The 13,783-nt window shown below is 57.0% G+C and carries 15 protein-coding genes and 1 pseudogene; 10 read left to right on the forward strand and 6 right to left on the reverse strand.

What is annotated here, in order from left to right:
• Positions 1-293, forward strand: a pseudogene (locus tag QRN31_RS14085) (hypothetical protein); the annotation flags it as partial.
• 122 nt (positions 294-415) lie between these two features.
• Here QRN31_RS14085 and tyrS read toward each other — a convergent pair.
• Complete coding sequence (gene tyrS, locus QRN31_RS14090) at positions 416-1,615, reverse strand: tyrosine--tRNA ligase (protein WP_285432585.1); 1,200 nt, start codon at positions 1,613-1,615, stop codon at positions 416-418.
• Between the two features lie 212 nt (positions 1,616-1,827).
• Between tyrS and QRN31_RS14095 the strand changes: the two genes are divergently transcribed.
• Positions 1,828-3,252, forward strand: coding sequence for a peptidoglycan DD-metalloendopeptidase family protein (locus QRN31_RS14095; RefSeq protein WP_285432586.1), 1,425 nt, complete (start codon positions 1,828-1,830; stop codon positions 3,250-3,252).
• 3 nt (positions 3,253-3,255) lie between these two features.
• A complete protein-coding gene (locus tag QRN31_RS14100) occupies positions 3,256-4,347 on the forward strand; it encodes an anhydro-N-acetylmuramic acid kinase (protein ID WP_285432587.1) in 1,092 nt (363 codons plus the stop codon).
• Positions 4,348-4,414: 67 nt separating this feature from the next.
• Here the strand turns inward: QRN31_RS14100 and erpA are convergent, their stop codons facing one another.
• Together erpA and argC are read right to left on the reverse strand one after the other, a co-directional pair.
• On the reverse strand, positions 4,415-4,765 hold the full coding sequence (gene erpA / locus QRN31_RS14105; RefSeq protein WP_007947969.1) for an iron-sulfur cluster insertion protein ErpA: 351 nt from the start codon (positions 4,763-4,765) through the stop codon (positions 4,415-4,417).
• Positions 4,766-4,933: 168 nt separating this feature from the next.
• A complete protein-coding gene (argC, locus tag QRN31_RS14110) occupies positions 4,934-5,968 on the reverse strand; it encodes an N-acetyl-gamma-glutamyl-phosphate reductase (protein ID WP_222588679.1) in 1,035 nt (344 codons plus the stop codon).
• 135 nt (positions 5,969-6,103) lie between these two features.
• Here argC and hemJ point away from each other — a divergent pair, with 135 nt between their 5' ends.
• The 6 genes from hemJ to coq7 all read left to right on the forward strand — a co-directional run bounded on the left by hemJ (position 6,104) and on the right by coq7 (position 10,644).
• The gene (gene hemJ / locus QRN31_RS14115) at positions 6,104-6,532 is read left to right on the forward strand and encodes a protoporphyrinogen oxidase HemJ (protein ID WP_090179192.1); all 429 of its coding nucleotides are present in this window, start codon (positions 6,104-6,106) and stop codon (positions 6,530-6,532) included.
• A gap of 27 nt (positions 6,533-6,559) precedes the next feature.
• A complete protein-coding gene (locus QRN31_RS14120; RefSeq protein WP_285432588.1) occupies positions 6,560-7,528 on the forward strand; it encodes an NAD(P)H-dependent flavin oxidoreductase in 969 nt (322 codons plus the stop codon).
• Between the two features lie 92 nt (positions 7,529-7,620).
• On the forward strand, positions 7,621-8,598 hold the full coding sequence (locus tag QRN31_RS14125; protein ID WP_285432589.1) for a DUF805 domain-containing protein: 978 nt from the start codon (positions 7,621-7,623) through the stop codon (positions 8,596-8,598).
• Positions 8,599-8,660: 62 nt separating this feature from the next.
• The gene (locus tag QRN31_RS14130; RefSeq protein WP_285432590.1) at positions 8,661-9,449 is read left to right on the forward strand and encodes an SDR family NAD(P)-dependent oxidoreductase; all 789 of its coding nucleotides are present in this window, start codon (positions 8,661-8,663) and stop codon (positions 9,447-9,449) included.
• A 73-nt stretch (positions 9,450-9,522) separates the two neighbouring features.
• Positions 9,523-9,861: a histidine triad nucleotide-binding protein gene (locus QRN31_RS14135; RefSeq protein ID WP_047534088.1), complete on the forward strand. Its 339-nt coding sequence runs from the start codon at positions 9,523-9,525 to the stop codon at positions 9,859-9,861.
• A 135-nt stretch (positions 9,862-9,996) separates the two neighbouring features.
• On the forward strand, positions 9,997-10,644 hold the full coding sequence (gene coq7, locus QRN31_RS14140) for a 2-polyprenyl-3-methyl-6-methoxy-1,4-benzoquinone monooxygenase (protein ID WP_090179176.1): 648 nt from the start codon (positions 9,997-9,999) through the stop codon (positions 10,642-10,644).
• A 67-nt stretch (positions 10,645-10,711) separates the two neighbouring features.
• On the opposite strand, the gene speD is transcribed toward coq7, so the two are convergent.
• Together speD and QRN31_RS14150 are read right to left on the reverse strand one after the other, a co-directional pair.
• Positions 10,712-11,506, reverse strand: a complete 795-nt coding sequence (gene speD, locus QRN31_RS14145; protein WP_222588682.1) for an adenosylmethionine decarboxylase — start codon at positions 11,504-11,506, stop codon at positions 10,712-10,714.
• 238 nt (positions 11,507-11,744) lie between these two features.
• Complete coding sequence (locus QRN31_RS14150; RefSeq protein ID WP_007941657.1) at positions 11,745-12,167, reverse strand: OsmC family protein; 423 nt, start codon at positions 12,165-12,167, stop codon at positions 11,745-11,747.
• Positions 12,168-12,400: 233 nt separating this feature from the next.
• On the opposite strand from QRN31_RS14150, the gene crp reads away from it, so the two are divergent.
• The gene (crp, locus tag QRN31_RS14155) at positions 12,401-13,045 is read left to right on the forward strand and encodes a cAMP-activated global transcriptional regulator CRP (protein WP_201116036.1); all 645 of its coding nucleotides are present in this window, start codon (positions 12,401-12,403) and stop codon (positions 13,043-13,045) included.
• A 9-nt stretch (positions 13,046-13,054) separates the two neighbouring features.
• Here crp and QRN31_RS14160 read toward each other — a convergent pair whose 3' ends face one another.
• Positions 13,055-13,756 carry a lipoate--protein ligase family protein gene (locus QRN31_RS14160; RefSeq protein ID WP_285432591.1) on the reverse strand — a complete coding sequence of 234 codons (702 nt, stop codon included), beginning with the start codon at positions 13,754-13,756 and terminating at the stop codon, positions 13,055-13,057.
• Between the last annotated feature and the right edge of the window lie 27 nt (positions 13,757-13,783).

The raw sequence follows: 13,783 nt of genomic DNA on the forward strand, positions 1-13,783 counted from the left end.
TGCTTGATTCAGTTGTTAAAGAGCGGTTGGTTAAGATCTTTCGTCTCAACCGAGGCGCGCATTCTACAGCAGCCTCTGTTGCTGTCAAGTGGTTATTTTCAGAAGTTTTCAAAGTTTCCTTTGCAACTTCAACCACTTGCGCTTCCGATCTCTCGTTAGCGGGAGGCGAATTCTACAGCGTTACTCGCTGCTGTCAACACCTCTTTTTCTCCGCTTTCGACCGAGAAGATCGAAACGTCTATAAGGCCAAACCCACCTGCCTTACCGACTCCTTCTGGGCTTCGATGACCTGAAGCAACTCGCTGTCGAAAACTGCGTAACTCTTTGTTTACCAAGGAGTTTTCCTTTTCGACTGCGCCGGAAGTGGGGCGAATTATAGACTTCCAGAATCTGCCGTCAACACCTATTTTCAGCTTTATTCAGATTTGAGCGTAATACGCGCAAATGCCTTCTTCCCAGCCTGACAAACATGGGTCGCGCCCAGTACGTATATAAAGGAGCGATCGACGACCTCGCCATCTATACGCACACCACCAGAGCCGAGAAGATCTCGAGCGACAGCCGAGTTCTTGACCAAGCCCGCCTTATTAAGGACAGCAGCGATCGGCATGTCTTCCGCCGCAGTCAATTCGATCTCCGGCAGATCATCCGGCAACTCACCTTCCTTCATACGGTTACCCGCTGCACGATGGGCATTGGCCGCAGCCTCGTCACCATGGAAACGCGCAACGATCTCTTCAGCCAGCTTGATCTTGATATCGCGCGGATTGGCACCCGCCTCTACATCGGCACGGAACGTATTGATCTCATCCATGGAACGGAAGCTGAGCAACTCGAAGTAGCGCCACATCAAGGCATCCGGAATAGAAACCAGCTTGCCGTACATGACACCTGGCGCTTCCTGGATACCGACGTAATTGCCCAAGGACTTGGACATCTTCTTCACGCCATCCAGACCTTCGAGCAAAGGCATGGTCAGAATGCATTGAGCTTCCTGACCATAGCCGCGCTGCAACTCACGCCCCATCAGCAGATTGAACTTCTGATCGGTACCGCCCAGCTCGACATCCGCGCGCAATGCAACCGAGTCATAGCCCTGAACCAGCGGATAGAGAAACTCGTGAATGGCAATTGGCTGATTGGTGGTGTAGCGCTTGTCGAAGTCGTCGCGCTCCAGCATCCGAGCCACGGTGTATTGCGAGGTCAGGCGAATGAAGTCCGCGGGCCCCATCTGATCCATCCAGGTGGAGTTGAACGCCACTTCGGTCTTGGCCGGATCAAGAATCTTGAAGACTTGAGTCTTGTAGGTCTCGGCATTCTCGAGAACCTGCTCACGAGTGAGCGGAGGACGCGTCGCGCTCTTGCCACTCGGATCGCCGATCATCCCGGTGAAGTCACCTATCAGGAAGATCACCTGATGCCCCAGCTCCTGGAACTGGCGCAGCTTATTAATAAGCACGGTATGACCCAAGTGCAAATCCGGCGCAGTCGGATCAAAGCCTGCCTTAATACGCAGCGGCTGGCCACGCTTGAGCTTTTCGATCAGCTCGGACTCGACCAACAGTTCTTCCGCACCACGTTTAATCAGCGCTAGCTGCTCTTCAACCGACTTCATAACAGACCCGCAAGGCTCGAATTCAAAGGGAACCAACCATACAAGATCACGCGTCAAATACAAAGTTTTGCCGGCGCAATGACGCCAATCCGGTGACAGAGCGTCCGCGGACTTGCTTCAGAGATGATTTGGTTATATTTTATACAGTTATTTCATCTTCATCATGTCATTCATCTTTTCCAATTCATCTTTTTCAAAGTCAAAAATTACTTATGACCAAAGAATCGTCTAAAGCGCCCCCGCTTTACCCGAAGACCCACCTGCTAGCCGCAAGTGGTATCGCCGCTCTATTGAGTCTGGCGCTTCTGGTATTCCCTTCCAGTGATGTAGAAGCCAAAAAGACGACCCTGAGTCTTGAACTGGAAAGCCCCGCAGAACAACTGACACAAGATCAAGACGCTGCTGAAGCCGTTCAAGCCACAAATGAGCCAGCAGTCTCCCCTTTCGCGCAGATCGAAAACAGTGCAGAAGATACTCAGGAAACCGCCCAGGCCGCACCGGCACCTGCGCACGCAGCCGAAACGAAGAAGGCACCAAACCACAGGGAAGTGATCGTTGGCAAAGGCGATACGCTTTCTACATTGTTTGAGAAAGTCGGGCTCCCTGCCGCCTCTGTGCATGAAGTCCTGGCCAGCGACAAGCAGGCCAAGCAGTTCAGCCAGCTCAAACACGGCCAGAAACTCGAATTCGAACTCAACCCCGATGGCCAGTTGACCAACTTGCACAGCAAGGTCAGCGACCTCGAAAGCATCACCTTGACCAAGAACGACAAGGGCTACACGTTCAATCGAATTACCGCCAAGCCCACCGTACGATCTGCCTACGTTCATGGCGTGATCAACAGCTCGCTGTCGCAGTCTGCCGCGCGTGCCGGCCTGTCCCACAGCCTGACCATGGACATGGCCAGCGTGTTTGGCTACGACGTCGACTTTGCCCAGGATATTCGCCAGGGTGACGAGTTCGACGTGATCTATGAGCAGAAAGTCGTCAACGGCAAAGCTGTCGGCAACGGCCCGATCCTCTCAGCACGCTTCACCAACCGCGGCAAGACGTACACCGCCGTGCGTTACACCAACAAACAAGGCAACAGCAGCTACTACACCGCTGATGGCAACAGTATGCGCAAGGCATTCATCCGCACCCCGGTAGACTTCGCCCGCATCAGCTCGAAATTCTCCATGGGCCGCAAACACCCCATCCTGAACAAAATCCGCGCCCACAAAGGCGTCGACTACGCAGCACCGCGCGGCACACCGATCAAGGCAGCGGGCGACGGCAAAGTGTTGTTGGCGGGTCGTCGTGGCGGCTATGGCAATACCGTGATCATCCAGCACGGCAACACCTACAGGACGCTGTACGGCCACATGCAGGGTTTCGCCAAAGGCGTGCAGACTGGCGGCAACGTCAAGCAAGGCCAGGTGATTGGCTACATTGGCACGACGGGTCTCTCAACCGGTCCGCACTTGCACTATGAGTTCCAGGTCAATGGCGTGCACGTAGACCCGCTGGGCCAGAAGCTGCCGATGGCCGATCCGATCGCCAAAGCTGAACGCGCGCGTTTCCTGGCTCAAAGCCAACCACTGATGGCACGCATGGACCAAGAGAAGGCCACCATGCTCGCTTCGAGCAAGCGCTAAGCCATGACGTTCTATATAGGCGTGATGTCCGGGACCAGCCTCGATGGCCTGGACATTGCGCTGATCGAGCTGACTCCAGCGATCAATCTAATCGCCACGCACTACACCCCCATGCCCGATTCCCTGCGCGCCGAGCTGCTTGGCTTGTGCGCCAGCGGCCCGGACGAGATCGCCCGCTCCGCCATCGCTCAGCAGAACTGGGTGAAACTGGCAGCACAGGGCATTCACGCTCTCCTCGTCCAACAGAACCTGAAACCTGAACACATTCGCGCGATAGGCAGTCATGGGCAGACCATCCGCCACGAGCCGGCGCGCGGCTTCACCGTTCAGATCGGCAACCCTGCCCTACTGACTGAATTGACCGGTATTACGGTGGTCAGCGATTTCCGCAGCCGTGATGTTGCGGCCGGCGGACAAGGCGCGCCGCTGGTGCCCGCCTTTCATGAGGCATTGTTTAAAGAGCACGCAGGCAATCGCGCGGTATTGAACGTGGGCGGGTTCAGCAACCTCAGCCTGATCGAACCCGGTAAGCCAGTAGCCGGTTTCGACTGCGGCCCGGGTAATGTTCTGCTGGATGCCTGGATTCACCAACAGCGAGGTGAAAACTTTGATCGCGACGGCCAATGGGCTGCCAGCGGCAAGGTCGAACCGATCCTGCTGAATGAGTTGCTGAGTGATCCATTTTTCGTAACCAAAGGCCCAAAGAGTACCGGTCGCGAAGTGTTCAACTTGCCATGGCTGACGCAGCATCTTTCGAAACTGCCAACCTTCTCCGCCGAAAATGTGCAGGCAACACTGCTTGAACTGACCGCACTGACCATCATCGAGTCACTGCAACACGCCCAGTCGGACACTCAGGAACTGCTGGTCTGTGGCGGTGGTGCGCACAACGCTACGCTGATGAAGCGTTTAGCTACCCTGTTGCCGAATGCGAAGGTCGGCAGCACCGCTACGCACGGGGTGGACCCGGATTGGGTCGAAGCCATGGCCTTCGCCTGGTTGGCCCATTGCTGCCTGGAAGGCATTGCCGCCAATCGCCCAAGCGTCACTGGCGCCCGAGGCCTGAGGGTGCTCGGCGCTATCTACCCGGCATAAACGCCACACAGCAAAACGCCGCATAGCCCGGAGGCCATGCGGCGCTTGATAATGCCGTGAAGCGCGATCAGATCGAGAACGAAGAGCCGCAGCCACAGGTAGTGCTGGCGTTCGGGTTCTTGATTACGAAGCGCGAACCTTCCAGACCTTCCTGATAATCCACCTCGGCACCCGCCAGGTACTGGAAGCTCATCGGATCGACCACCAGGCTCACACCTTCGCGCTCGACGATGGTGTCGTCATCGGCCACTTCTTCATCGAAGGTAAAGCCGTATTGAAAACCTGAACAACCACCGCCCGTAACGAATACGCGCAGCTTCAAGCGATCATTCCCCTCTTCATCGACCAGGCTCTTCACCTTGTGCGCGGCACCGTGGGTGAATTGCAAAGCCGTGGGGGTGAAGGATTCGACGCTCATGCTAACTATCTCCCGGCGTTACGCCGCCATAATGCGTGATGACGCGCATTATCCGCTTCTCCTAGAAAATTGGTCAACTATTGTTACGGTATATCAATCAACACATTTGTCAGCCCGAAATACAAAAAGGCCCGTCAGACGGGCCTTTTTGCTGTGCGAGATGACGCCTTAAGGCAGCATGCCCGCATGGGACAAGCCCAGACGTTCATCCAGGCCAAACAGGATGTTCATGTTCTGCACCGCCTGACCCGACGCGCCTTTGACCAGGTTATCGATCACCGACAACACCACCACCAGATCACCATCCTGTGGACGATGCACGGCAATACGGCAAACGTTGGCACCGCGCACGCTGCGGGTTTCCGGATGGCTGCCGGCTGGCATTACGTCGACGAACGGTTCATTGGCATAGCGCTTTTCAAACAACGCCTGCAGATCCACCGAACGATCCACGACAGTGGCGTAAAGCGTCGAATGAATACCGCGAATCATCGGTGTCAGGTGCGGTACGAAGGTCAGACCCACGTCCTTGCCCGCTGCGCGACGCAGACCCTGGCGGATTTCCGGCAAGTGACGATGACCTTTGACGGAATAGGCCTTCATGCTTTCCGATGTTTCGGAGTACAGCGAACCGACCGAAGCGCCACGCCCTGCACCGCTCACACCGGATTTGCAGTCAGCGATCAAACGTGTGGTGTCAGCCAGACCCGCTTCGAGCAATGGCAGGAAACCCAATTGCGTTGCGGTCGGGTAGCACCCCGGCACGGCAATCAGGCGAGCGTCCTTGATCTGCTCGCGATTGACTTCCGGCAGACCGTAGACCGCTTCTTCCAGCAGCTCCGGCGCACCGTGCGGCTGGCCGTACCACTTGGCCCACTCAGCAGAGTCTTGCAAACGGAAATCCGCCGACAGGTCGATGACCTTGGTGCCCGCTGCCAGCAACTCGCCAGCCAGCGCATGGGCAACACCGTGCGGCGTGGCGAAGAACACCACGTCGCAAGCGCCCAGTGTCTTGATATCCGGAACACTGAACGCCAGGCCGTCGTAATGGCCTCGCAGGTTCGGATACATATCAGCCACGGCCAGACCGGCCTCGGATCGGGAAGTGATCACGACCACTTCTGCTTGCGGATGCTGTGCCAACAGACGCAGCAGTTCGACACCGGTGTAACCCGTGCCGCCGACGATACCGACCTTGACCATAAACCTGCCCTCAACGAACCCACTGGAAAGCCGTCGATAATAGGGGCCGCGCGGCCCTGCGACAACCGCTTAGGTGACGTGTGGCCGAACAAGCCTCTACTATCCGGACTACCGTGAACCTGGGAATAACTAAAAATGCTTTATCTGTGGCTCAAAGCGCTTCACATCGTCAGCATGGTCTGCTGGTTTGCCGGCCTGTTTTACCTACCGCGCCTGTTTGTTTATCACGCGCAAAGCGAGGACAGCGTCAGCAAAGAACGCTTCAGCCTCATGGAGCGCAAGTTGTACCGCGCCATCATGGGCCCGGCGATGATCGCTACCCTGATTTTCGGCATTGCGTTGATCTGGCTTAACCCAAGCATCTTCAGTTCGGGCGCGTGGATTCACGCCAAACTGACCTTGGTGGTCATCCTGATCGGCTACCACCACATGTGCGGCGCACAGGTAAAACGCTTTGCCCGTGGCGAGAACACCCGCAGCCATGTCTTTTATCGCTGGTTCAATGAAGTGCCGGTTCTGATATTGCTGGCTATCGTCATTCTGGTCGTCGTTCGGCCATTCTAAAAAGCACAACTCACCGGGGTACTTCCAATGTCGCTGCCCGCTTTGCTCGAACAACGTTTGCGATTGCCCGTGGTGGCAGCGCCGATGTTCCTGATTTCGAACCCGCAACTGGTCCTTGCCTGCTGTCGGAATGGAGTAGTTGGCAGCTTTCCCGCGCTGAACCAGCGCGAGAGCAGCGGCTTCAAGGCCTGGCTGGAAGAGATCGAAGCAGGCTTGGCGACACTGGAGAACCCGGCGCCTTACGCTGTGAACCTGATCGTTCACAACAGCAATCCGCGACTGCAAGACGACCTGGCGATCTGTATCGAGCACAAAGTACCGATCGTGATCACCAGCCTCGGTGCCGTGAAAGAACTGGTCGATGCCGTCCATAGCTACGGCGGCTTGGTGTTTCACGACGTGACAACCCGTCGTCATGCCGAGAAAGCGGCCGAGGCCGGTGTCGACGGTCTGATCGCCGTGGCCGCCGGCGCCGGTGGGCACGCCGGGACCTGGAGCCCGTTCTCGCTGATTGCCGAGATCCGCCAGTTCTTCGACAAGACCTTGCTGCTGGCCGGCTGCCTTAACCATGGCCACGAGATTCTCGCGGCACAATTGCTCGGTGCGGATTTGGCCTACTTCGGTACGCGATTTATCGGCACCACTGAAAGTCATGCCCCTGACGCCTACAAAGAGATGCTGCTAACGTCCAGAGCCGCTGACATCATTCATACTCCAGCGGTATCGGGTGTACCGGCCAGCTTCATGCGCCAAAGCCTGGAAGCTGCCGGTTTCGACATGAAGGCGCTACAAGCCAAAGGTGAAGTGGATTTCGGCTCCAAGCTCAAACCATTGAACGATGAAGCCAAAGCCTGGAAGACCGTATGGTCCGCAGGCCAGGGCGTCGGCGAAATCGACGATTTGCCCAGTGTCGATGAATTGGTCGCACGGCTGGACGCCGAATACCGCAAGGCACTGGAACTGGCAGCACAGTTGCCAAAACGCTGGCCGCGCTGAAATGAAAGCTTGGCCAGTCCGCCCTGGCTGGCCTTACACTTAACACCCGCAAGCTCTTAAAACTCAATTATTCGCGACAAGGATGCCTCGCAATGAGCGACAACCGTTTCAAGATCGTATTCGACGGCGCTTTGCTGCCAGGTGTTGACGTCACAACCGCCAAACTGAATCTGGCCGCGCTGTACAAAAGCGAGGTCGCTGCAGTCGAACGGCTGTTCACCGGCAAGTCGGTTACGCTCAAACAAGACCTGTCGCACACCGACGCGCAAACCTACCTGCAGGCCCTGAAGAAAACCGGCATCGATGCCCGGGTAGAAAGCGAGCCGTCCATCGAGCTGAACCTGGCCGACGCTCACGAACACCCTCCCGCAAACAGCCAGCCGGTCTTCACCGACCCGGCTTCCCCGTACGCCCCGCCTCGGTCCACTGTCGGCGAAAGCCTGCCCGCTTACGCGACACTCAAGCCTTTCAGCATCGAAGGCCGCATCGGCCGCTTGCGTTATCTCGCCTGGACGATGGCCCTGACGCTGGTAACACTGGCCGTCGGCTCGGTATTGGCGATTTTCGCCTTTGCCATCATCAGCGCCGATTCCACCGCAGGCCTTATTCTTGGAGGCCTGGTTGCTTTTATCCTGTTCATCGCCTTGGCGGTCGTCAGCGTTCAGTTCAGTGTTCAGCGCCTGCATGACATCGGTTGGTCCGGCTGGCTCTGGCTGTTGAACCTTGTACCGTTCGTGGGCAGCTTCTTTCCACTGGTCATCATGGTCGTGCCCGGCACCAACATTGCCAATCGCTATGGCGCACCGCCTCCGCCCAACAGCACTGCGGTCAAGGTCTTGTCTTCACTTTGGGTCGTGTTCATCGCGCTCATTTTTATTGGCGCACTGGCGGGCGGCATCACTGCTATCCAGAACGAGTACGAAAACGCTGCACAAACCAGCTATGACAGCAGCTCGGTTACCACCGAAGACGTTGAAGTAGAGCCCGCCGCAGAGGCTGAACAAGTACCCGATTCCGCAGACGATGAAGCCGAAGAAGCCCCGGCCCCTGTAGACTCTGCAAAAGAATGAACAGCGCTCCCCGCCCGTGACACCTGCGTCGCCGGCGCGGAGCTGTTGCGATGGAGAACTGCATGACCCGTTACGCTCTGATCACTGGCGCTTCCAGCGGCATCGGCCTGGCGATGGCCGAAGCGCTGGCCCGGCGCGGCCGCAGCCTGATTCTGGTGGCCCGACAGCGTGATCAGCTGGAAAGTATTGCGATTGAGCTGACTCAACGGTTTGGCGTGGAAGTGTTGTTTCGCGCTTGCGACCTTGGTGAACCGTTACGGCTGTCGGGGTTCCTGCTGGAACTGGAAGAAGGAGACCGGCAAATCGATTTGCTGGTCAACTGCGCCGGTATCGGCACTTGCGGTCCATTTCTGGCCCAGGACTGGATGACCGAGCAGGACCTGATCGAAGTGAACATCCTGGCGCTGACCCGCCTGTGCCATGCCATTGGCAACAGCATGGCCTTGCAGGGGGGCGGGCAGATTCTCAACGTCGCTTCAATGGCAGCATTCCAACCCGGCCCGTGGATGAGCACTTACTACGCCAGCAAAGCCTATGTACTGCACTTTTCCGAAGGCTTGCGCGTCGAGCTGAAGAAATGTGCGGTCAAGGTCTCGGTGCTCTGCCCGGGCCCGACTCGCACCGGGTTCTTCCGTACGGCGCAACTGGATACCGGCAAACTGGCCGACAGTAAAATGCTGATGAGCCCGGAAGAGGTAGCGTTGTATACCGTACGGGCCCTGGAGAAAGATCGCGCGATCATCATTCCGGGTCGAGGCAACCGCTGGCGCGCCTTTCTGCCGCGGCTCGGCTCTCGCTGGTTGAACCGCACAATTACCGGCATGGTCAACAAGGCCTACTGCCCGCGCTGATAAAAGGCAGGGCTGGGCTCGGGGATAACCCATGAGTACACTCAGGCCAGCCCAATCAACGGAGAAAACAGCTGTGGATACTCTGTTCACCAAGATCATCAACCGGGAAATCCCGGCCAAGATCATTTACGAGGACGACCAGGTACTGGCCTTCCACGACATCGCCCCACAGGCGCCGGTGCATTTTCTGGTCATTCCGAAAAAACCGGTGCGCACCCTTAACGACCTCACCGAGGACGACAAGGCACTGGCCGGGCATATTCTGTTCACCGCCCAGCGTCTGGCAAAGGAGCTGGGTTGCGAAGACGGTTTCCGCGTGGTCATGAACTGCAATGAATTGGGCGGGCAGACCGTCTATCACATTCATATGCATGTGCTCGGCCAGCGCCAGATGCACTGGCCGCCGGGCTGATTTCAGCCATCCTGTGGGAGCAACCCCGCTCCCACAGGGGCTCTTGGCAATGCGCCTGCTTCACAATGACCCAGCGCAAACCTTCCCCGGCCGATTGGGTTAAACTGACCGCCGAGATTCTTCCCGGAGGTCAGCATGACTACCCAACGTCACTACTCGCCGATTGACCGTCTACTGCTGCAAGCCGATGCCGCGATGCGTACCTTGCTGCCCTTCAGTGGCCAACCGTACCGTCCGTCGCCTGCGATTGTTCAGCCGGATGCGCAAATGAGCGACGAAGACACCCGGCACGTGGCCGGTCTGATGCGCATCAACCACACCGGCGAAGTCTGCGCCCAGGCGCTGTACCAGGGGCAAGCCCTGACCGCCAAGCTGCCGCACGTGCGTGCAGCCATGGAACATGCGGCCGAAGAAGAAATCGATCACCTGGTCTGGTGCGAGCAACGCATCCACCAGTTGGGCAGCCATACCAGTATTCTCAATCCACTGTTCTATGGCATGTCGTTCGGGATCGGCGCGGTGGCCGGACTGATCAGCGATAAGGTCAGCCTGGGTTTCGTTGCCGCGACCGAGCATCAAGTGTGCAAGCACCTGAACGAACACCTTGAGCAACTTCCGGCCGAGGACGAGAAGTCCCGGGCCATTCTTGAGCAGATGCGTATTGATGAAGAACATCACGCAGAAAGCGCGCTGGATGCGGGAGGATTTCGTTTTCCGGCGCCGGTGAAATTCGGGATGAGTCTGTTGGCCAAAGTGATGACCAAGAGCACTTATCGAATCTGACCTGTAGACACAATCATGAAAAAAGGCGACTGCCGTGAGGTAGTCGCCTTTTTTGTGCTCGAAAATCTTAGCTCGACATATTGCGCGCGTAGAAGATTTCCAACATTTCGTGTTTCACACGGTCGGTCACCTGAGCGCGCTGCTCAGAAGACAGGCTGCTGGTCGCGTCGCCGAACAGGTAGTTGTCCAGTTCGAAGTTCTTCAGCAGCATTTTGGTATGGAACAGGTTTTCCTGATACACGTTCACGTCGGTCATCTGGTACGCGTCGCGGGTGTCTTTGGAAAGGTAATTCTGGATCGAATTGATCTCGTGGTCGATGAAGTGCTTTTTGCCTTCAACGTCACGGGTGAAACCGCGCACGCGATAATCCACAGTCACGATGTCCGAATCGAACTGGTGAATCAGGAAGTTGAGTGCTTTAAGCGGTGAAATGACGCCACAGGTCGACACATCAATGTCCACACGGAAGGTTGCAATACCGTCGACCGGATGGATTTCCGGGTAGGTGTGCACCGTGATGTGGCTCTTGTCGAGGTGGGCCAGGATGATTTCGGGCAACGGGCCTGGGGACTCTTCGATCTGGCTTTCAGTCGGGGTCACCGGCTCTTCCGATATCAGAATCGTGACGCTGGCGCCCTGTGGGTCGTAGTCCTGACTGGCAATGTTCAGGATGTTGGCACCAATGATATCGACAACTTCTGTGAGGATCTGCGTCAGGCGCTTCGCGTTGTACTCTTCATTGATGTACTCGACGTAAGCCTGTTGGTCTTGCGGGGTTTCCGCGTAGCAGATGTCATAGATATTGAAGCTCAAGGTCTTTGTCAGGTTATTGAACCCGTGGAGCTTGAGTTTGCTTTTCACCGTTAAAGACTCTCTATGTATGCGGCCCGGGCCGCGTGATCAAGCATGCCCGTCAGATGCGAACAACGCAGCTGCGTAGGACGGTTAACACCTCTTCGCGATGGCGACTTTGGTTATCTGTTCGGGCGCGGGGCCTGTCGGGTGACGGGCCACGCCCCAGAAAAAAGTGGCGCATTGTGCAGACGTCAACTTGAGATCGCCAGATTCTGCACTGCTTTTATGATAGTTGAATGTCACATCAACCGAGTTCGATGATCTCGTAGTCGTGGGTGATGGCTACGCCGGCCGCGCCGAGCATGATCGAGGCCGAGCAATACTTCTCCGCAGACAGCTCGATCGCGCGCTTGACCTGAGCTTCCTTGAGCCCGCGCCCCTTGACCACAAAGTGCATGTGGATCTTGGTGAAGACCTTCGGATCTTCGGTCGCACGCTCGGCTTCGAGGAAGGCTTCACAGCTTTCGACGGCCTGACGGGACTTCTTGAGGATGCTGACTACGTCGAAATTACTGCAACCGCCGACACCCAGCAGGAGCATTTCCATTGGCCGGACACCCAGGTTGCGACCGCCGGCATCGGGCGGACCGTCCATGACCACGACGTGACCGCTACCGGATTCACCGAGGAACATGGCTTCGCCAGCCCATTGGATGCGTGCCTTCATCGCCAAGACTCCACTGTATAAAAAAGGGTCGCCAGCTTAGCACAGGGCCCGTGATTGACAGTGCCCTGGCTTTGTAGGGCATAACCTTCCGGGCAGTAGGTAATTTCTCGAAAAATGCAGGAAGCGTCTGTTAAGCTGGCGCCAATTCGCTGGCGCATAGCCAGCTTTGCAGCAACCTTGTCAACGACTCATAAAAAAACCAAACACACCGTGAAGCCTTTCGGGATACAACCATGGTTGCTATTGCCCCAACCCCCAAGATCAAGAACCTCGACAAGCTGTTGATGCATTGCCAGCGCCGTCGCTATGCGGCCAAGAGCAACATCATTTGTGCAGGTGATCGCTCGGACACGCTGTTCTTCATCATCAAAGGCTCGGTCACGATCCTGATCGAGGATGATGACGGCCGCGAGATGATCATCGCCTACCTGAACTCCGGGGACTTTTTCGGTGAGTTGGGGCTGTTTGAACAAGCGGGGCTTGAACAGGAACGCAGCGCCTGGGTGCGGGCAAAGATCGAATGTGAAGTGGCGGAAATCAGTTACGCGAAATTCCGTGAGCTGTCCCAACAAGATCCAGACATTCTTTACGTACTCAGCGGACAAATCGCACAACGTTTGCGCAACACCACGCGCAAGGTCGGCGACCTGGCATTCTTCGATGTGACCGGTCGCGTCGCACGCTGCCTGCTGGAGTTGTGCAAGCAACCGGACGCGATGACTCACCCTGACGGCATGCAGATCAAAGTGACCCGTCAGGAAATCGGCCGGATTGTCGGCTGCTCGCGTGAAATGGTCGGTCGCGTACTCAAGGATCTCGAAGAGCGCAACCTGGTGGACGTCAAAGGCAAGACCATGGTGGTCTTCGGTACACGCTAGTTCGAAAACTCAAGCCTCAAGCATGTCTGCCAGCAACTGGCGATACAACGCGTCAAGCCGCTCCAATGCGTCAGGCGCGGCAAACTTCTCATGCAGGGCAATGTGGCTTTCGGCGCGAACCCGCTGCTCCAGACCGCACGCTTGATTGAAGCGATTGACCGCTGCGACCATCGACTCTCGCTCGTTATCGAGCAACAAAGCGCCGTGCACCAACCCCACCGGACGCTGACCACCCTTGCTCTGACGCCAGCGCTGAGCGGTGCCGACCATCTTGCGACCGTCGAGGTTGACGTTGAAACGGCCATCGCAAAATGCGCCGTCCACTTCACCCAGGGACGAAACGCCACCCAACTCATCAAGCAACTGGCAAATCGGATCGCAGAGTCGGCGATAGGCGGTTTCGATCCGGTTCTGGTCACCCTCACGACGCGGAGGTGCGTAGACCAGAGCGATATTGATGGTCGATGCGGATTGCGGCACCGGCTCACCACCGGTTTCTCGCAGCAACACTGGCCAACCGGCCGCTGCCGAAACTTCACAGGCGGCTTCGAAACCTGGCAGACGATTCAAGCGGCGCGGCATCACCAGCGCCCGATCATTGGGCTGCCAGAACAGCAGGCCAAAGTCCGAATCGCCGGTGCAGACATGAGCCAACAGATCTTGCTCGGCTTGCAGGCCGGCTTCGACAGTCAGAGAGATTGGCTGGAACATGGACGATTCCGTAAGACATGAAGTCTT

The organism is Pseudomonas sp. fls2-241-R2A-110 (assembly GCF_030209165.1).
In the GTDB taxonomy this organism is placed as follows: Bacteria; Pseudomonadota; Gammaproteobacteria; order Pseudomonadales; family Pseudomonadaceae; genus Aquipseudomonas.

What these genes read in the sequence shown, in the direction of transcription:
- tyrS (WP_285432585.1), bottom strand. Translation starts at nt 1,615, where the DNA reads ATGAAGTCGGTTGAAGAGCAGCTAGCGCTGATTAAACGTGGTGCGGAA.
- QRN31_RS14095 (WP_285432586.1), top strand. Translation starts at nt 1,828, where the DNA reads ATGACCAAAGAATCGTCTAAAGCGCCCCCGCTTTACCCGAAGACCCAC.
- QRN31_RS14100 (WP_285432587.1), top strand. Translation starts at nt 3,256, where the DNA reads ATGACGTTCTATATAGGCGTGATGTCCGGGACCAGCCTCGATGGCCTG.
- erpA (WP_007947969.1), bottom strand. Translation starts at nt 4,765, where the DNA reads ATGAGCGTCGAATCCTTCACCCCCACGGCTTTGCAATTCACCCACGGT.
- argC (WP_222588679.1), bottom strand. Translation starts at nt 5,968, where the DNA reads ATGGTCAAGGTCGGTATCGTCGGCGGCACGGGTTACACCGGTGTCGAA.
- hemJ (WP_090179192.1), top strand. Translation starts at nt 6,104, where the DNA reads ATGCTTTATCTGTGGCTCAAAGCGCTTCACATCGTCAGCATGGTCTGC.
- QRN31_RS14120 (WP_285432588.1), top strand. Translation starts at nt 6,560, where the DNA reads ATGTCGCTGCCCGCTTTGCTCGAACAACGTTTGCGATTGCCCGTGGTG.
- QRN31_RS14125 (WP_285432589.1), top strand. Translation starts at nt 7,621, where the DNA reads ATGAGCGACAACCGTTTCAAGATCGTATTCGACGGCGCTTTGCTGCCA.
- QRN31_RS14130 (WP_285432590.1), top strand. Translation starts at nt 8,661, where the DNA reads ATGACCCGTTACGCTCTGATCACTGGCGCTTCCAGCGGCATCGGCCTG.
- coq7 (WP_090179176.1), top strand. Translation starts at nt 9,997, where the DNA reads ATGACTACCCAACGTCACTACTCGCCGATTGACCGTCTACTGCTGCAA.
- QRN31_RS14150 (WP_007941657.1), bottom strand. Translation starts at nt 12,167, where the DNA reads ATGAAGGCACGCATCCAATGGGCTGGCGAAGCCATGTTCCTCGGTGAA.
- crp (WP_201116036.1), top strand. Translation starts at nt 12,401, where the DNA reads ATGGTTGCTATTGCCCCAACCCCCAAGATCAAGAACCTCGACAAGCTG.
- QRN31_RS14160 (WP_285432591.1), bottom strand. Translation starts at nt 13,756, where the DNA reads ATGTTCCAGCCAATCTCTCTGACTGTCGAAGCCGGCCTGCAAGCCGAG.